Genomic DNA, 16,104 nt, shown 5'->3' with positions numbered 1-16,104 from the left:
GGAGGTGATATTATGACACTGAATATGCTGTTTTTTACAATCACGATCAAAATGAGGAAAATGACTGCTGAGGAATGTTTGCAAGAAGATCGAATCAGGAAGTTACGTGAGCAGCACCTAGATAAAGCAATGAGGCATCGTCCTTTTTTCTAATCTAAGGGGCACGTAGGAAATATTAAAATGAAAGGTGGAGATCAATATGATTAAATGGGCTATTATAAAAGGGGAAAAGTGTTGCTACTGGCAGGAGAAGGATACCGGCTAACGAAGGTAAGGCAATCTTCACAGTATCGCCATGGATTGTATGAAAAGTGTTCATAATAGCAGCGGTCGGCAATCACATTAACGTGGTAAATTGAAGACAGGTTCAATTATAAGGAGTGATTCAGAATGTTCTCAATCGTAATGGTACTGGTTGTTACGACTGTCATTGGAACAGTAATCGCTGTAAATGTTTCTGTCGATGCCGATAAACCGCTGCACAGCATCATGGACTATGTAAAATAGAAAAAACTCGGCACTTGGCCGAGTTTTTTCTATTTTAACAGCATGGCCCCGGTCCTCCGCAGCCCCCGAATCCGAATCCACCAGGAATGAACCAGAATCCGAATAACAGCAGTAAGATGACGAGGACGACGATCAAGGCGATTCCAAGACCGAATCCACCTCCGCCATAACAAGGTGCTGGGCATGGAGCACCGTAATTATATCCGTATGGTCCATAGCCGTATCCCATACAAATCCCTCCCTTCCGCTTAAATTCCCTATCATTATATGTAAGTTTGTCTATGTTTGATTGGGATTTTAAAAGGAGTTTTCTTGAATGATTTCCCTCCCATATTTTCTATTAATCGCTTAGGTGCTTTTGTGGGCATCTTGTAGACAGGTTCATCAATCCTTGAATCCTAAAATCATGGATATTCCAGAGAAAATCCATGCAGGTAGACACTCTCTAGCAACGTAATGAACCAAGCGGAGGATTTCTTTTTGTGGTACAGACAAGAACAAGCCCACAACCGCATAGGTATGGATAAGGAAACACCCAATGAGGCGGGAGGATGAAACCAATGCCTGGAATACTTACTGCAGTCGGTTATCTCATCAAGGAATTTTACTTATTAGTTTCCTATGTGAAAAATAATGCTTTTCCCCAGCCATTATCTTCACAAGATGAGAAGAAGTATCTGAAGCTTATGAGTGAAGGGGATGGGGAAGCCCGTAATATTCTCATCGAGCATAATCTTAGGCTAGTGGCCCATATCGTCAAGAAATTCGAGAATACCGGTGAAGATACTGAAGATCTGATATCAATCGGGACCATTGGATTGATAAAGGCTATTGAAAGCTATTCCGACGGTAAAGGCACGAAGCTTGCCACTTACGCAGCACGTTGTATTGAAAATGAAATCCTGATGCATTTACGTGCAACAAAAAAAACGAAAAAGGATATTTCCCTGCATGATCCAATCGGTCAAGATAAAGAAGGAAATGAAATCAGTTTAATTGATGTATTGAAATCAGAATCAGAGGATGTCATTGACACGATTCAGCTTAATATGGAAATAGAAAAAGTGAAGAAGTATATTGGTGTTTTGGATGAGCGTGAAAAGGAAGTCATCGTTGGAAGGTTTGGACTAGATTTAAAGAAAGAGAAGACGCAAAGAGAGATTGCTAAAGAACTGGGCATATCTCGTAGCTATGTATCAAGAATTGAAAAGCGTGCCTTGATGAAGATGTTCCATGAATTTTATCGTGCGGAGAAAGAGAAGGAAAAGAAGGCCAAAGATAATGGGATGTAAAACGAAGAGAGTGCGGATTCTTGCTTCCGCACTCTCTTCGTTTTTTTATTTATTGCGAATCAGGTCTGCAAAGGCATGGTAGATTTCAATGCCCTGGAACAGAAATAGACGTGATGCAGTTAACGAAAAGATTCCAATCATGATTAGGCGGAACCACATATCCATCACTCCTCGATTTTTTTTGTAAAATCAGTGAGTGAGAGAAGCTATGTAATTCGCCTGATAAAAGACAGGATTGAAAAAACGTCGGCGGAAGGCAGAGAGGAAATAAAGGAACAGGAATATCCATGATTCTTTCACTAGCAAAACGATGAGGATTAGGCTGACTTTCAAGAAAGGTATCAGTGCAAACTTCTTCTCGATTTTCTTCAAAAGGTGTACGTCATGGCCCTCTTCAAGGGTCAATGGAGTATGCTGCTGGTAGGAATGGGGCAGTGTCCAGAGGAGAAGGGCAATGACTGAAAAGTGGATAATGAACTTCAAAAAGGACCACCAACTTTTCGATTAATACGTACATCAATCATATCATGCTTATAAAATGGAAAGCGGGAAAACAATTAGACAAAAATCTACTTAATCTTCCTTATGAATAGGAAAAAATGGATGGACCCTCTATAATGGTGTTGTTGATAATAAGGAGGAATTATGTATGGGATATTCTTTAACGTGGGATTTGGATGTCTTTTTTAAAGGGGGAAGCTCTTCAGCGGAATTTCTGCTCCTAATGGATGAAATCAAACAAGAAGTGACGGAATTGGATCAAGCTGTGTGTCTGTTGAATTCAGAGGGTAGTGAAAAGACTTTGATCAAGGCTCTCGATCTTTACAAAGTCACCAAAATGAAAATGGAACAAGCAGGGGCTTTTATCGGTTGCCTTGAGGCCCAAAATGTTCAGGATAAAAAAGCAGGTCAGTTAAGGGTCAAACTGATGAAGGTGGAAGCATCCTTGAAAGTCGCTTTAAGTAGACTGGATGAAAAACTGGTCCAGTTAAATGATGATTGGTTCGAGAATGTCTTCAAGAAAGAACCGTTGAATGAACTGGCCTATGTATTGAATGAGCGTCGAGACCATGCTAAAGAGAAACTTTCGGTCCAGGAAGAGTCGCTGATCACCCAGTTGTCCATGGACGGATTTGAAGGATGGAGCCAAATGTATGATACGCTCGTCGGTTCGATGACGGTTCCGTTTAAAGGGGAAGAGCTTTCTATCGGTCAGGCGGCAAATAAATTTTCCAGTCCGGACCAAAGTGTCCGAAACGAATTATTTACAGCTTGGGAACGTGCATGGGAAGAAAAGGGTGAACTGTTTGCAAGGACCTTGAATCATTTGGCGGGCTTTCGGATTAGCGTGAATGAAAAAAGGGGCTGGAACGATATTTTGAAGGAACCCCTGGAAATCTGCAGGATGAAGAAAGAGACGCTTGAAAGCATGTGGCAGGTCATAGCTGACAATAAAGAACCACTTGTGCGGTTTTTACATAGAAAGGCTGAAATGCTTGAAGTGGGAAAACTGAGTTGGGCTGACTTGGATGCACCTATTGCTGTTACGGCCACATCGAAAGTAATGGAGTATCAAGAAGGGGCAGACTTCATTATTGGACAATTCTCGAAATTCGGAAGTCAATTGGCGGATTTCACCCAAAAGGCATTCAAAGACAGCTGGATTGAAGCGGAGGATAGACCAGGCAAGAGACCAGGCGGTTTTTGTACAGGCTTCCCACTGGATCATCAATCCCGGATATTTATGACCTATTCGGGAACGCCTTCGAATGTATCGACATTGGCCCATGAGTTGGGACATGCCTTCCATTCCCATGTGATGGGGAATATCCATCCATTAAATCGCTCATATGCCATGAACGTGGCTGAAACAGCTTCTACATTCGCTGAGATGGTCGTAGCGGATGCAGCTTTGAAAGAAGCATCCAGTGAGGAAGAGAAGCTGATTCTTCTAGAAGATAAAATTCAGCGCTCCGTGGCGTTATTAATGAATATCCATGCCCGTTTTCTATTTGAATCTAGGTTTTATGAGGAAAGAAAACAAGGATATGTAAGTGCTGAGCGTTTAAATGAGCTGATGGTCGATGCTCAGAAAGAGGCATATGGGGATGCGTTAGATGAGTATCACCCGACATTCTGGGCCTCGAAGCTTCACTTTTATATCACCGATGTTCCATTTTATAATTTCCCGTACACATTCGGTTACCTATTTTCGTTAGGTATCTATGCGAAAGCTCTGAATGAACCTGCTGGATTCGAAGAGAAGTATATCGCCCTGCTTCAGGATACAGGTTCGATGAATGTGGAATCCTTGGCTAAGAAGCATTTGGGTGTCGATATAACCACACGAGGTTTTTGGCAAGAAGCGGTTTCTACCTGTATGCAGGATGTTGAGGAATTTATGCGTTTGACGGATCCACTTGTTCGAAAGGCATGAAGCGGAAAATTGCAAAAAAAAGGGTGCCCGATTAGGGCGCCCGCTTCCTTCAGCAATTAAACTTTTCTCAATTTAAATGGACTGATCATAAGTAAAGATAATAGAATCATAAGAAATAAGAAAAAGACCGGGTGTAAATAAGGGATCGCCAGGTAGCTAAGTGTGGCCACACAGCCAACGACGGTAATCGGTACGCCGGTAAAATATCCATTATTCTCACTTATATTGAAGCGTGCAAGGCGGTATGCTCCGCAACCGATATAAAAAACAGTTAAAAATGTTCCTGGGGCACCGAATTCTATTAATATTCCTTGGTATAATAGTAGAGCGGGTGCGACTCCAAAAGAAATAATATCACACATGGAATCAAGCTCTTTACCTAATTCCGATTCAATGTTAAACTTCCTCGCAACCATACCATCAAATCGATCTGCTAGGGCAGCCAGGAAAATTAAAAGCAAGCTAAGATTTAATTGGTCGTGTATCACGGCTATTATGGCAAATCCACCGAGGGATAAGTTCATTAGAGTTATAATATTGGCTGTTTGGGTTTTCAATTTTTTTATGGTTTGATCTAGGGCATGTAATAAAAACATCTTTTCCCTCCCTTCAAAAAAAGCAAAATAAAGTAAAGAATAGTAAACATAAGTATTTATTATATAATAATATTGGAATGAACGCAATTTATGCAAGTGCTTTTTGAATTTTTTAACAAGTTGGAGTGGTATAGTTGTATCAAACATTTTATCGTATTCTTATAGAACTCACGAATGGAAGAGTATCTTCAGGCCTATTAAAACAGTTCAGCCAATCACGATGGAGTAGGCCCTTGATTCCTCTATATGTGAAAAAATTCAACCTTGATCAACAAGAGTTCAACAATGACATGAATGCCTATACGAATTTGCATGATTTATTTACAAGGCAGCTAAAACAGGGGACGAGACCGGTTACGACCGACAGCTCTGCGGTGGCGTGTCCGGTCGATGGCGTTCTCGAGGACGCGGGAGAAATTCGTACTGATAAAAAAATCGTCGTTAAGGGAAAGGTATATTCTATGGAAGAAATGGTGGGGGATGCTCTGTTTCTAGAAAAATACCTAGGCGGTAAATATCTCGTGTTATACTTAAGCCCGAGCCATTATCATAGGATTCATGCGCCCATTTCCGGTTCTGTAATCAAAAGGTGGACACTTGGGAAAAAGTCATACCCTGTCAATAAATGGGGGATGAAGTATGGTAAGGAGCCCTTGGCCAAAAATTATCGTACGATTACAGAATTACAAAGCGAGGAAGGGTGCATAACCATGGTCAAGGTCGGCGCCATGTTTATCAATTCCATCGTCATAACGGATGATTCAAGGCAATTGAAAAAAGGACAGGAATTTTCTTATTTCAGTTTCGGTTCAACCGTCGTTCTGCTCTTTGAAAAGGATCGCTTTAGACTCGCCGAAAGCTTATCCGTTCCTGCTGATGTCAGGGTCGGTGAAACGATTGGACATTTGGCGGCCAAGCAAGAAGGGGTATGAAAATAAAAAGGCTAACAGGATTTGTCAGCCTATGTATCCCATATTAAAATAATGAGCGAATTCTATGTGTTAAGGACCTTCGATGGATTTCTGTTTCAATTAGACGGATGAAATCAGAGCTCAGCTTTAAATTCCTTGCTTTAAAATAGGATTCAAGCAACAAATCATCGGATAGTTTTTGCATTAGAACGCCATTTACGGCTGCCACCTCCAGTTGGAATGCGAGGAATACTTTGCATTTCTAGACATATATTATTAAGTCATCTTTGATGTACCCCTACTGTATCAGAAATAAACTTGGAGAACAATCGTTCTGTTATCCACAACCGAAAGTGGATAACCTGTGGTTAAGTTGTTTACAAAGTAAGTGAGATGTTACATATCAGTATGGAAAATGTTAGTAAAGTTATCCACAGGTTGGTTGTAGGCAATATTTGTCGAAAACTATTGGTAATTTTTAGGGTGACTCATGGATTCAAGTTATCGATTTCTTTAGCTTGTTGGAAAAATGCCTTTTCATATTAGAAAACATACATTATGATGTTTCTTTACGATTAGCCCTTCTTTCACGAATTTTTTGAAAGTAAGCCGAAAATTCGATATGATAGAGACGGTAAATTTCAAAGAAAATACAGAGGTGTCAGTATGCTTAAATTATTTTTGCCGAGTGAACATGTTCAAAGCATTTTTGATATAGATCCTGAAAAGTTGAAAGAAAAGGGAATAAAAGGAGTGATCACTGATTTAGATAATACATTGGTGGAGTGGGATAGGCCCACCGCTACCCCTGAATTGATTATCTGGATCGATAAATTACGGGCCCACGGGATTTTAGTGACGATTGTATCGAATAATAATGAGAAACGCGTTCGTTCTTTTTCCGACCCCCTTCAGATTCCCTTTATTCATCAGGCGAGAAAACCGATGGCAAGAGCCTTCCATAAAGCACGGAAGGCAATGGGCTTGAAGTTGGAAGAGACGGTAGTAATCGGAGATCAGCTGATGACGGATGTATTGGGAGGAAATAGGGGAGGATTCCATACGATCCTCGTCGTACCGGTCGCACAAACGGATGAATTCAGAACGAAAATTAACCGCTATTTCGAAAGAAAGATCATGGCGTTCTTTAAACGAAAAGGAATGATAGAATGGGAGGAACACAATTGAACAGCCAACAAGAATTAGTATGCATCGGGTGCGGTGTGACAGTCCAGTCAGAACATCCCAAGGAATTGGGCTACGCCCCTCAATCCGCACTGGAAAAAGAAAGCATCATTTGTCAGCGTTGCTTTAAATTAAAACATTATAATGAGGTTCAAGATGTTTCTTTAACGGACGATGACTTTTTGAAAATCTTGAATAAAGTGGGAGAAACCGATTCTTTGATTGTTAAAATCGTCGATATCTTCGATTTCAATGGAAGTTGGTTGCCTGGATTGCACCGATTTGTCGGACATAATGACGTACTATTGATTGGAAACAAGGTAGACTTGCTTCCAAAATCGGTAAAGCCGAATAAACTGATTAATTGGATGAAGAAATCTTCGAAGGAATTGGGATTGAATCCAGTCGATGTCCTGCTTGTCAGTGCAGAAAAGGGAAAACATATCCTTGAAGCGGCTGATGCGATAGAAAAATATCGGAATGGTAAGGACGTATATGTCGTCGGTTGTACGAACGTCGGGAAATCAACTTTCATCAATCGCCTCATTAAAGAAGTGAGCGGTGAAGGGGATATCATCACGACTTCGCATTTCCCTGGAACGACTTTGGATATGATTGAGATCCCGTTGGATGACGGACAAGCTTTGATTGATACACCAGGAATCATCAACCACCATCAAATGGCCCACTATGTTGATACACGTGATTTCAAGGTTATCATGCCAAAGAAGGAAATCAAACCGAGGGTTTATCAGTTGAATGAAGCTCAAACGTTGTTTTTTGGCGGATTGGCTCGTTTGGATTATGTATCAGGAGGCAGACGCTCTCTGACATGTTATCTTTCCAATGAATTGAACATTCACCGTACGAAATTGGAGAAAGCGGATGAATTATATAAGAATCATGCTGGAGAAATGCTGACGCCTCCACGTCCGGCTCAATTGGAAGAATTCCCGAAATTGATTCCGCATGAGTTTACTTTAAAAGAAGGTAAAATGGATATTGTGTTTTCAGGTCTTGGCTGGGTTACAGTCAATGAACCAGGAGCAAAGGTCGTTGCGCATGTACCGAAAGGCGTTAACGTAATCGTCCGTAAATCATTAATCTAATCCATAGGGGAAGGGATTCCATGAAGAAGATATTTGGTGTAATAGGGGATCCAATTGCTCATTCGATGTCTCCGGACATTCATAATGATGCTTTTGAAAAAGAAAATATACAGGCCGTTTATCATCATTTTCATGTCAAACCAGATAGTTTGCCCGATGCGATAAAAGGCATGAAAGCCCTTGGTGTATCAGGGTTTAACATAACGATTCCACATAAGACCCCAGTCATTCCCCTACTCGATGAGGTAGACGAATTGGCGCTTGCCATCGGGGCAGTAAATACAGTTTTTAACGAAAAAGGCCGCTTTATAGGGTATAATACAGACGGAATAGGATTTTATAGATCTTTATGCGATGAAATATCAGGTGACATTAAGGCTAAAAAAACGTTAGTGATCGGAGCGGGCGGTGCTGCACGTGCCATTTACTTTACCCTTGTTAAAGAAGGGGTAAAGCAAGTTGATATCGCGAACCGGACGAAGGACCGGGCAGCCCACCTTGTTTCTGATTGCCCATATGATAAAGAATCAAAGGCGCTCACGATTGACGAGGCGGAACAAAGCTTATCACAATATGATTTGATCATCCAAACAACATCTTGCGGGATGAGTCCGAAGTTGGATCAATCCCCAATGAAGTTAGACCAGCTTAAGGCCGGTGCATTTGTCAGTGACATTATCTATAATCCTTTGCAAACGCAGTTTCTACGTGAAGCCAAGGAAAAAGGAGCGGTAACGCTTAATGGACTTGGCATGTTCGTCAACCAAGCTGCGTATGCTTTCGAGATTTGGACCGGAATCAAGCCGGACACAACAAGAATGACAGATATTGTCTTGAACAAACTAGGAGGTAACACATGTTAACAGGAAAGCAGAAAAGATTTTTACGTTCAAAGGCCCATCATCTAAATCCAATTTTCCAAGTTGGAAAAGGCGGGGTCAATGACAATCTCATCAAGCAAATTGGTGAGGCGCTAGAAGTACGCGAATTGATTAAAGTGAGCATCCTGCAAAACTGTGATGAGGAACGTAATGAAGTAGGACGTGCTTTATCAAAAGGTGCAAGAGCGGAATTGGTTCAAATTATCGGTAATACAATCGTATTATATAAAGAATCAAGAGAAAACAAACAAATTAAATTACCGTAAGGGACCTACCTATCTTATGAAAAAAATTGGAATTCTTGGCGGTACATTCAATCCTCCACATATCGGACATTTAATTATTGCTAATGAAGTGCTAGATGCTCTAGAGTTAGATGAAGTCAGATTTATGCCCAATCATGTTCCTCCCCATAAGGAAAAAACGGAGGAAGTTACCGATTTGGACAGGATGGCTATGCTTGAAGATGCTATAGCCGGGCATCCCTCTTTTTATATAGAAGGTATTGAAATTGAAAGAAAAGGCACATCCTATACACATGATACAATGAAATTGCTGAAAGAGCGTGAACCTGACACAGAATTCTTTTTCATCATTGGTGCGGATATGATCGAGTATTTACCTAAATGGCATCGTATTGACGAGCTAGTCAAGCTTGTGAACTTTGTCGGGGTGAAAAGGCCGGGCTATAACGAAAAAACGGACTACCCTATTACGATGGTTCAAGTCCCACAGATGTTCATCTCCTCCTCCATGATCCGAAGGAAGTTAAGGACAGGGAAAACCGTGAAATACTTATTAGCCGATCCAGTGGTGAAGTATATAAAAGGGAATGACTTATATGAATCGTGAGGAAGCATTAGCGCTTGTCAGAGAACAAATCACCGAGCGTAGATATATTCATACTTTGGGCGTGGTCGAGTCTGCGATTGAACTTGCAGGACGATATGGTGCCGACGTCAAAAAGGCGGAACTCGCAGCCATTTTTCACGATTATGCAAAATTTCGTCCGAAAGAGGAAATGGAGCAAATCATCATCTCTGAAAAAATGGCACCGGACCTATTGGAATACAATATGGAGCTTTGGCATGCCCCGGTTGGTGCTTACCTGGTAGAAAAAGAGGCCGGGATCACCGATCGTGAAATACTTGATGCAATCGCCTATCACACGTCAGGCCGGGTGGGAATGAGCCTTTTGGATAAGGTCGTCTATCTTGCCGACTATATTGAACCAGGGCGTTCTTTCCCAGGGGTCGACGAAGTGAGGCAGACAGCCAAGGAAAACCTGGATCAGGCTGTCATACAGGCTTTGCGAAATACAGTGGCCTTTTTAATGAAAAGAAATCAGGCCATTTACCCTGATACATTTAAGACATATAATGATCTAATCATGAATTTGAAGGAGAAGATGTAATGACTGAACGTGAACTTCTAACAATTACAGCAAAAGCGGCGGACGATAAAAGAGCGGAAGATATCGTTGCCTTAAATATGAAGGGAATTTCCTTGGTGGCGGATTACTTTTTGATTTGTCATGGTAATTCCGAAAAACAAGTACAAGCCATCGCACGTGAAATGAAGAGCAAAGCGGACGAAGCGGGCATCAATATTAAGCGCCTTGAAGGTTTTGATGAAGCGAAATGGGTACTTGTTGACCTAGGTGATGTGGTTGCACACGTTTTCCATAAAGATGAAAGAAACTATTATAACCTTGAACGTCTATGGGGAGATGCACCTTTCGAAGATCTTGAGGGTGAACTGACTCAATGACGTACGAACGCTTTGCCTATGTATACGATGAATTAATGAAGGATGCTCCCTATGAAAAATGGTTGTTAATTCTGACGGCGAAGCTAGAGCAATATGGGATAGAAGGAAAGAAAGTACTGGATTTGGCCTGTGGTACCGGTGAGATTACCGTTGAACTGGCGCAGCATGGTTTTGATGTATCCGGTGTGGACTTATCTGATGAAATGCTGATGGTTGCCAATGAAAAAGCGGCGAAGCAAGGATTATCGATTCCTTTATTTCAGCAGGATATGGCAGAACTCGAAGGGCTTGGTCTATATGACTGTGTCACGATTTTTTGTGATTCGCTGAACTACCTTCGCGAGGAAGCGGATATTGTAAAAACTTTCAGCCGGGTTCATGATCATTTGAAGGAAGGCGGATTATTCATGTTCGATGTCCATTCGATTTATAAGATGGAAGAGATCTTTTACAATAATACGTTTGCCGTCAATGATGAAGAAGTCTCCTACATTTGGGACAGTTTCCCGGGGGAAGAACCATACAGTGTCGAGCATGACCTTAGCTTTTTTGTCAGGGACGATCAAAGCGGTTTATATGACCGTTTCGATGAATTACATTACCAGCGGACCTATCCGATTCAACAATACAAACAATGGTTGCAGCAAGCAGGATTCGAAACCCTCGAAATACTCGCGGACCTAGAAGAAAAACCGCCCGTTAACGAAACTGAACGAATCCTTTTTGTAGCCAGGAAATAATATGGGAAATAATAAGGGTCAGACCCCCTTTCGCACAGCGATGCACGAAAGGGGGTCTGACCCTTATTTTATTTTTTATTGGGAAGGAGTTTTGATTTTGGTTCTCGAATATTTAGTAGGGATGGCCAAATTGTTTTTCGACTTCTTCAAGATCTTCTGCGAATTTTTCATGTGTTGCATGAAAAAGGTGATGAAACATCTCTCCGGTTTCTGCTTCTAAAACTTTGATTCCCTCACCTGTTATCCCGCCTTTTACACACACCTTTTCCTGTAAGGTCGGTAAGGTGTAAATGCCTTTACCCAGCAGTTCCCCCAATCCTATCAACATGTTCTCCGTTAAAATCGTTGCCGTTTTTTTATCGATTTTCGTCGTGTCTACCGCCCCTTCAATAAATGCCTGTGCTAAATAGCTAAAGAATGCAGGGCCACAGCTGACTATGTCAGAGGCTACACGGGTGATGTCATTATCGATGATGGTTGGCTCTGAGATGGATGAGGCAAGCTTCTGTAGCGACTCCTGCATCTCCTTGCTGCACGTTTCACTGAAGCTCAGTAACGATACCCCTGAACCGACCCGGTTCGTTATGCTGGGAATAAAGCGTGCGCATGGCCCCTTAACTTCTGCTTCAAGCTGAGAGACAGAGAGAGGGCTTGTGATGGATATGAGTAATTGTTCCTTTTTTATATGATGTTTGATGCCCTGCAATAGGCTATGGATTTGTAAAGGTTTTACGCAGAGAAAGATAAAATCAGCTTGATGGACGACTTCAACTGCACTTGCCGCCAATTGGATGCCAGGATGCTTTTCCTTCAATACTGAGGCTTTGGAAAGCGTTCGATTGGTAATGATTAAATCCTTTGGCTTCAATACCTCCGCTTCAAGCCACGATTCTATTAAAATCGTCCCCATATTTCCGGTACCGATCACACCGATTTTCTTCATGACTACAACTCCCTTCAAAGAAGCACAACTTCTCAATAAACACTATGGCCGTTTACCCTGTCCTATGACAATGGAATGATGAAATGATACGGAAGGAGCTCAATTAATTATGGAGACAATCCTCAAAAAGAAACTAACAGTGGTAGCCGTTGCCATCGTTATTGTGGTAATAGGTTTTTATCTTTTTTTTCAACCAGAAGACGAAACGGCTGGCACAGAAGATATCTTTGCCGCTTCCGCAAACGAAGAGATGGAAGAAGAAACGAAGCCAGAAGCCGAATCGGAACCCAGAATTATGAAAGTCGATGTGAAGGGGGCCGTCCGGGCTCCTGGTGTATTTACGGCACAAGCTGGCGATAGGGTAATTGACTTGATTACCGAAGCAGGAAGTTTCACGGATAAGGCTGATATGGATAAAGTAAACCTGGCACAGCTTGTGGAGGACCAAATGGTCATTTACGTACCGAAGATAGGCGAAGAAGATGTAGAGGGTCCTGCGAATGTTGCTACCGCTCCAACTGGTTCCATGGCTTCTAGTAGTACGGGAGGTCAAGTGAACTTGAATGCAGCCACACAAGCGGACTTAGAAACGCTTTCTGGAATCGGTCCGTCAAAAGCCACAGCCATCCTTGAATATAGGGAGACAATCGGGAAATTCAAGCAGGTGGAGGATTTAAAAAACGTTTCTGGTATCGGGGATAAAACGTTTGAAAAGTTAAAGGATTCGATTACGGTTCAATAAATAATGAGAATGGGTACACAAAAGGACGGGAAGAAGGTAAAATTGAAGAAAGAAATTTACTGAGTCAAAGGGGACGACAACACATGAATCGGATTAGCTGGGATCAATATTTCATGGCTCAAAGCCATTTGTTAGCGTTAAGAAGCACGTGTACTCGTCTAACTGTGGGGGCAACTATTGTGCGGGATAACCGGATTATTGCGGGTGGGTATAACGGCTCGATTGCGGGTGGCACCCATTGTATCGATGATGGCTGTTATGTCATCGATAATCATTGTGTCAGAACGATTCATGCTGAAATGAACGCGCTTTTACAATGTGCCAAATTTGGCGTGCCGACAGCGGGAGCAGAAATTTATGTGACGCATTTTCCGTGTTTACAATGCTGTAAATCGCTGATACAGGCCGGGATAAAGGCTGTTTACTATGCAGAGGATTACAAAAACCATCCTTATGCTATTGAATTGTTCGAACAAGCCGGAGTTAAGATGGAAAAGGTTGAAGCAAAAGGGGCCATCGACGTGAATGGCAAAGAGAAGCAGGACTTTGTTTTATCTTTGTTAAGTCAACTGGAACAAAACGGTCTTGGAAAAGAGGTAGTTTTGGACCTGGAAAAGCAGGCCAAGCGGTTATTTGATTAGTAAATGAAAAGGAGGGCGGGCATGACCAGACACCTTCTTTTCTTAGCGGTTTCTGCCACGTTGGGCGTTACAGCCCATTCGAATTTAAGCATGAAGCTTTTAATCTGCATTTTGTTTTTCTTATGTTTTCTTTTTTACTGGAGCGGTGGAAAGTGGAAGGTCCTCATCCTTCATATTGTCATCATGGGGATCTTTATAAGCTCCGCTTCCATAACCGAAATTCGAAACAAGTCCATATATGATGAATCGGAAAGTCACTTCCTCGTAACATTTACTTCCCAGCCAAAACTCGATGGGAATTTGCTAAAAGGGTTCGTCACAAGTGAACAAGGCGAACAACTCCTCTTACGATATACTATCGCTTCCGAACAAGAAAAGGAAGGTTTAAATCAACACTTGCGCACGGGAATATCCTGTCCGATACAGGGAAGTTTGCAGGTCCCTGAGCCACACCGTAATGAAAACGGCTTCGATTACCAGCAGTATCTTTCCCGTCAGAACACCCACTGGATAGTAAAAGCCGATTCGATCTCTTTTTCAAAATGTAAAATGTCAAAGGCTTCTCTTGTCGTCTCGATTCGCAATTTTCGGATGAAAGGGATTTCCTACATCAAAAAACACTTTCCTAAAGAATCGAGTGGCTTTGTCACAGCCCTGATTTTTGGAGATCAGAGTGAAATCGATGAAGAGGACCTTACCAATTACCAGCGGCTTGGTTTGGTGCATCTTTTGGCAATTTCGGGGCTTCATGTAAGCCTGTTAACGGGCATGTTATTTTATTTGGGAATTCGTATCGGCATCACCCGCGAAAGAATGATAATCCTCATCCTGGTCTTTTTGCCGATGTATACACTATTATCCGGCGGAAGTCCTTCTGTCATGCGTTCCTGTTTGATGGCCATGTTGTTCTTTATCCTGATGCTCTTTAAAAAAAGGCTTTCAGCGAGTGTCACAATTGGCGTCATTTATCTGGTTTTGTTATTTCTTCAGCCAAACATGCTTTATAACATTGGCTTTCAGCTGTCCTTCGCTGTCACATTTTCCATCATCATGTCCTCGGGCATCTTCTTGCACTATCCCCAAAAGATCATGCAGCTCCTCATCATTAGCACAAGCTGTCAATTGGCGGCCCTCCCGATATTGCTTTTCCACTTTTACGAAGTTTCCCTCCTGGGTGTCCTGTTGAATGTCTTGTATGTACCTCTTTATTCCGTGATATTGCTTCCATTTTCATTAATAACGGTCGTTGTGAATCTTTTAGAGCCAGCTCTCGGCCACCCACTCATAACACTCCTTAATGTGACCTTCACGCTCTGCAATCGTGCCGCCGACTTGGCTTCTGATTTTCCCCTGGCCTCGGTCTCGTTTGGTAAACCAGGCTTTATCATGCTATTGTTCCTACTTGTATCGATTTTGGGCTTGTTTGTGAATTGGGAGACTTCTTTTCGCGCAAGTAAAACTTGGTGGGGGATGTTCATTTTACTTTTACTTCTTCAATTCAATATTCAAAAGCTATCTCCCTTCGGTGAAGTGCAGATCATTGATATTGGCCAGGGTGACTCGATTTTGATTACCCTGCCGTTTAACGCCGGGAATTATTTAATTGATACAGGGGGGCAAATCACATTTCCACTGGAGGAATGGAAGAAGAAGCGAAAGACCTATAATACAGCAGAAGATACTATAATCCCGCTATTGAAAAGTAAAGGAATCCATCATTTGGACAAGCTGATTTTAACGCATGCGGATGCTGATCATATGGGAAGTGCAAAAAAGTTGATCGAGAATTTCAAGGTGGAGGAAGTAATTATTGGTAGCTGGGGCGAGGAGCAGTATCGGGATAAAGACTTTATACCTGTCGCCCGAGACAAGGGTATAAGAATCAAGATGGTGAAAAGAGGCGACTCTTGGAGCGTTGGGGAAGCTAAATTTTATGTGTTGAATCCCCACAAGAAGGAAGAAAATACGAATGAGGCCTCCGTTGTTTTGTATGCCGAGATGGGTGGGCTTTCCTGGGTCTTCACGGGTGATATGGGTGAACCGGGGGAAATGGAGCTCATCGATGCATTTCCCAAACTACGGGCAGATATTTTGAAGGTGGGCCACCATGGAAGTAAAACATCTTCTTCGATCCCCTTCCTAGAGCAATTACACCCTAAAGCTGCCATCATTTCCGTAGGAAAGGAGAATAGATATGGCCATCCACACGGCCAGGTGTTGGAGTCGATGAAAGCAAATAAAATCATGGTGTTCAGGACGGACGAAGATGGAGCCGTCATTTACAAATATACTAAAAAGGGAGGAACCTTTCGGAAGATTCTTCCATAGTATGTAGAAATCCAAAAGAAAG

The 16,104-nt window shown here is 42.1% G+C and carries 20 protein-coding genes; 15 read left to right on the top strand and 5 right to left on the bottom strand.

The window, feature by feature from the left end:
• Positions 1–12: 12 nt before the first annotated feature.
• Positions 13–153 carry a YrzI family small protein gene (locus tag ACIQXU_RS01605; RefSeq protein WP_402958356.1) on the top strand — a complete coding sequence of 47 codons (141 nt, stop codon included), beginning with the start codon at positions 13–15 and terminating at the stop codon, positions 151–153.
• A gap of 388 nt (positions 154–541) precedes the next feature.
• Here the strand turns inward: ACIQXU_RS01605 and ACIQXU_RS01600 are convergent, their stop codons facing one another.
• Positions 542–736: a sporulation protein YjcZ gene (locus ACIQXU_RS01600; protein WP_402869663.1), complete on the bottom strand. Its 195-nt coding sequence runs from the start codon at positions 734–736 to the stop codon at positions 542–544.
• 331 nt (positions 737–1,067) lie between these two features.
• Between ACIQXU_RS01600 and sigK the strand changes: the two genes are divergently transcribed.
• Positions 1,068–1,799, top strand: a complete 732-nt coding sequence (gene sigK / locus ACIQXU_RS01595) for an RNA polymerase sporulation sigma factor SigK (RefSeq protein ID WP_402869661.1) — start codon at positions 1,068–1,070, stop codon at positions 1,797–1,799.
• Positions 1,800–1,988: 189 nt separating this feature from the next.
• On the opposite strand, the gene ACIQXU_RS01590 is transcribed toward sigK, so the two are convergent.
• On the bottom strand, positions 1,989–2,282 hold the full coding sequence (locus ACIQXU_RS01590) for a hypothetical protein (RefSeq protein ID WP_402986333.1): 294 nt from the start codon (positions 2,280–2,282) through the stop codon (positions 1,989–1,991).
• Between the two features lie 166 nt (positions 2,283–2,448).
• Here ACIQXU_RS01590 and ACIQXU_RS01585 point away from each other — a divergent pair, with 166 nt between their 5' ends.
• Positions 2,449–4,236: a M3 family oligoendopeptidase gene (locus ACIQXU_RS01585; RefSeq protein ID WP_402986330.1), complete on the top strand. Its 1,788-nt coding sequence runs from the start codon at positions 2,449–2,451 to the stop codon at positions 4,234–4,236.
• Between the two features lie 56 nt (positions 4,237–4,292).
• Here the strand turns inward: ACIQXU_RS01585 and pssA are convergent, their stop codons facing one another.
• Positions 4,293–4,832, bottom strand: coding sequence for a CDP-diacylglycerol--serine O-phosphatidyltransferase (pssA, locus tag ACIQXU_RS01580; RefSeq protein WP_402958363.1), 540 nt, complete (start codon positions 4,830–4,832; stop codon positions 4,293–4,295).
• Positions 4,833–4,966: 134 nt separating this feature from the next.
• Here pssA and ACIQXU_RS01575 point away from each other — a divergent pair, with 134 nt between their 5' ends.
• Positions 4,967–5,764, top strand: a complete 798-nt coding sequence (locus tag ACIQXU_RS01575; RefSeq protein WP_402958365.1) for a phosphatidylserine decarboxylase — start codon at positions 4,967–4,969, stop codon at positions 5,762–5,764.
• 43 nt (positions 5,765–5,807) lie between these two features.
• Here the strand turns inward: ACIQXU_RS01575 and ACIQXU_RS01570 are convergent, their stop codons facing one another.
• The gene (locus tag ACIQXU_RS01570) at positions 5,808–5,948 is read right to left on the bottom strand and encodes a sporulation histidine kinase inhibitor Sda (protein ID WP_402869651.1); all 141 of its coding nucleotides are present in this window, start codon (positions 5,946–5,948) and stop codon (positions 5,808–5,810) included.
• 461 nt (positions 5,949–6,409) lie between these two features.
• Between ACIQXU_RS01570 and ACIQXU_RS01565 the strand changes: the two genes are divergently transcribed.
• Genes ACIQXU_RS01565 through ACIQXU_RS01530 form a run of 8 tightly spaced genes read left to right on the top strand, consistent with a single transcriptional unit; the run spans position 6,410 to position 11,428 of the window.
• The gene (locus ACIQXU_RS01565; RefSeq protein WP_402869649.1) at positions 6,410–6,931 is read left to right on the top strand and encodes a YqeG family HAD IIIA-type phosphatase; all 522 of its coding nucleotides are present in this window, start codon (positions 6,410–6,412) and stop codon (positions 6,929–6,931) included.
• Complete coding sequence (gene yqeH / locus ACIQXU_RS01560; RefSeq protein ID WP_402986327.1) at positions 6,928–8,037, top strand: ribosome biogenesis GTPase YqeH; 1,110 nt, start codon at positions 6,928–6,930, stop codon at positions 8,035–8,037. Before ACIQXU_RS01565 ends, yqeH begins: the two co-directional genes overlap by 4 nt.
• Before the next feature lie 20 nt (positions 8,038–8,057).
• Positions 8,058–8,900: a shikimate dehydrogenase gene (gene aroE / locus ACIQXU_RS01555; RefSeq protein ID WP_402958370.1), complete on the top strand. Its 843-nt coding sequence runs from the start codon at positions 8,058–8,060 to the stop codon at positions 8,898–8,900.
• Entirely contained in the window at positions 8,894–9,184 is a 291-nt protein-coding gene (gene yhbY, locus ACIQXU_RS01550; RefSeq protein WP_402869643.1) for a ribosome assembly RNA-binding protein YhbY, read from the top strand. The genes aroE and yhbY overlap by 7 nt, the downstream gene beginning before the upstream one ends.
• A gap of 16 nt (positions 9,185–9,200) precedes the next feature.
• Positions 9,201–9,770, top strand: coding sequence for a nicotinate-nucleotide adenylyltransferase (locus tag ACIQXU_RS01545; protein ID WP_402869641.1), 570 nt, complete (start codon positions 9,201–9,203; stop codon positions 9,768–9,770).
• On the top strand, positions 9,760–10,332 hold the full coding sequence (yqeK, locus tag ACIQXU_RS01540) for a bis(5'-nucleosyl)-tetraphosphatase (symmetrical) YqeK (RefSeq protein ID WP_402958372.1): 573 nt from the start codon (positions 9,760–9,762) through the stop codon (positions 10,330–10,332). The genes ACIQXU_RS01545 and yqeK overlap by 11 nt, the downstream gene beginning before the upstream one ends.
• Positions 10,332–10,688 (top strand): ribosome silencing factor, encoded by a 357-nt coding sequence (rsfS, locus tag ACIQXU_RS01535; protein ID WP_402986325.1) that lies wholly within the window; start codon positions 10,332–10,334, stop codon positions 10,686–10,688. The genes yqeK and rsfS overlap by 1 nt, the downstream gene beginning before the upstream one ends.
• Complete coding sequence (locus ACIQXU_RS01530) at positions 10,685–11,428, top strand: class I SAM-dependent DNA methyltransferase (protein ID WP_402986323.1); 744 nt, start codon at positions 10,685–10,687, stop codon at positions 11,426–11,428. Before rsfS ends, ACIQXU_RS01530 begins: the two co-directional genes overlap by 4 nt.
• 112 nt (positions 11,429–11,540) lie before the next feature.
• On the opposite strand, the gene comER is transcribed toward ACIQXU_RS01530, so the two are convergent.
• The gene (gene comER, locus ACIQXU_RS01525) at positions 11,541–12,371 is read right to left on the bottom strand and encodes a late competence protein ComER (RefSeq protein WP_402958376.1); all 831 of its coding nucleotides are present in this window, start codon (positions 12,369–12,371) and stop codon (positions 11,541–11,543) included.
• A gap of 109 nt (positions 12,372–12,480) precedes the next feature.
• Here comER and ACIQXU_RS01520 point away from each other — a divergent pair, with 109 nt between their 5' ends.
• The 3 genes from ACIQXU_RS01520 (at position 12,481) to ACIQXU_RS01510 (ending at position 16,082) form a co-directional block, all read left to right on the top strand.
• Entirely contained in the window at positions 12,481–13,113 is a 633-nt protein-coding gene (locus tag ACIQXU_RS01520; RefSeq protein WP_402986320.1) for a helix-hairpin-helix domain-containing protein, read from the top strand.
• An 83-nt stretch (positions 13,114–13,196) separates the two neighbouring features.
• Positions 13,197–13,754 carry a ComE operon protein 2 gene (locus ACIQXU_RS01515; protein ID WP_402958381.1) on the top strand — a complete coding sequence of 186 codons (558 nt, stop codon included), beginning with the start codon at positions 13,197–13,199 and terminating at the stop codon, positions 13,752–13,754.
• A 21-nt stretch (positions 13,755–13,775) separates the two neighbouring features.
• A complete protein-coding gene (locus ACIQXU_RS01510; RefSeq protein WP_402986317.1) occupies positions 13,776–16,082 on the top strand; it encodes a DNA internalization-related competence protein ComEC/Rec2 in 2,307 nt (768 codons plus the stop codon).
• Positions 16,083–16,104 lie beyond the last annotated feature (22 nt).

This window comes from Peribacillus sp. NPDC097284 (assembly GCF_044761765.1).
Lineage (GTDB): Bacteria > Bacillota > Bacilli > Bacillales > DSM-1321 > Peribacillus.
Note: the sequence above shows the minus strand (reverse complement) of the source record. Positions and strands in the feature narration are given on the sequence as shown.

Bases quoted from the DNA above. Each gene is read 5' to 3' on its own strand.
- ACIQXU_RS01605 (WP_402958356.1), top strand. From the start codon at position 13: ATGACACTGAATATGCTGTTTTTTACAATCACGATCAAAATGAGGAAA.
- comER (WP_402958376.1), bottom strand. From the start codon at position 12,371: ATGAAGAAAATCGGTGTGATCGGTACCGGAAATATGGGGACGATTTTA.
- pssA (WP_402958363.1), bottom strand. From the start codon at position 4,832: ATGTTTTTATTACATGCCCTAGATCAAACCATAAAAAAATTGAAAACC.
- ACIQXU_RS01565 (WP_402869649.1), top strand. From the start codon at position 6,410: ATGCTTAAATTATTTTTGCCGAGTGAACATGTTCAAAGCATTTTTGAT.
- ACIQXU_RS01545 (WP_402869641.1), top strand. From the start codon at position 9,201: ATGAAAAAAATTGGAATTCTTGGCGGTACATTCAATCCTCCACATATC.
- yqeK (WP_402958372.1), top strand. From the start codon at position 9,760: ATGAATCGTGAGGAAGCATTAGCGCTTGTCAGAGAACAAATCACCGAG.
- ACIQXU_RS01530 (WP_402986323.1), top strand. From the start codon at position 10,685: ATGACGTACGAACGCTTTGCCTATGTATACGATGAATTAATGAAGGAT.
- yhbY (WP_402869643.1), top strand. From the start codon at position 8,894: ATGTTAACAGGAAAGCAGAAAAGATTTTTACGTTCAAAGGCCCATCAT.
- ACIQXU_RS01520 (WP_402986320.1), top strand. From the start codon at position 12,481: ATGGAGACAATCCTCAAAAAGAAACTAACAGTGGTAGCCGTTGCCATC.
- rsfS (WP_402986325.1), top strand. From the start codon at position 10,332: ATGACTGAACGTGAACTTCTAACAATTACAGCAAAAGCGGCGGACGAT.
- ACIQXU_RS01570 (WP_402869651.1), bottom strand. From the start codon at position 5,948: ATGCAAAAACTATCCGATGATTTGTTGCTTGAATCCTATTTTAAAGCA.
- ACIQXU_RS01585 (WP_402986330.1), top strand. From the start codon at position 2,449: ATGGGATATTCTTTAACGTGGGATTTGGATGTCTTTTTTAAAGGGGGA.
- ACIQXU_RS01510 (WP_402986317.1), top strand. From the start codon at position 13,776: ATGACCAGACACCTTCTTTTCTTAGCGGTTTCTGCCACGTTGGGCGTT.
- aroE (WP_402958370.1), top strand. From the start codon at position 8,058: ATGAAGAAGATATTTGGTGTAATAGGGGATCCAATTGCTCATTCGATG.
- ACIQXU_RS01600 (WP_402869663.1), bottom strand. From the start codon at position 736: ATGGGATACGGCTATGGACCATACGGATATAATTACGGTGCTCCATGC.
- ACIQXU_RS01515 (WP_402958381.1), top strand. From the start codon at position 13,197: ATGAATCGGATTAGCTGGGATCAATATTTCATGGCTCAAAGCCATTTG.
- sigK (WP_402869661.1), top strand. From the start codon at position 1,068: ATGCCTGGAATACTTACTGCAGTCGGTTATCTCATCAAGGAATTTTAC.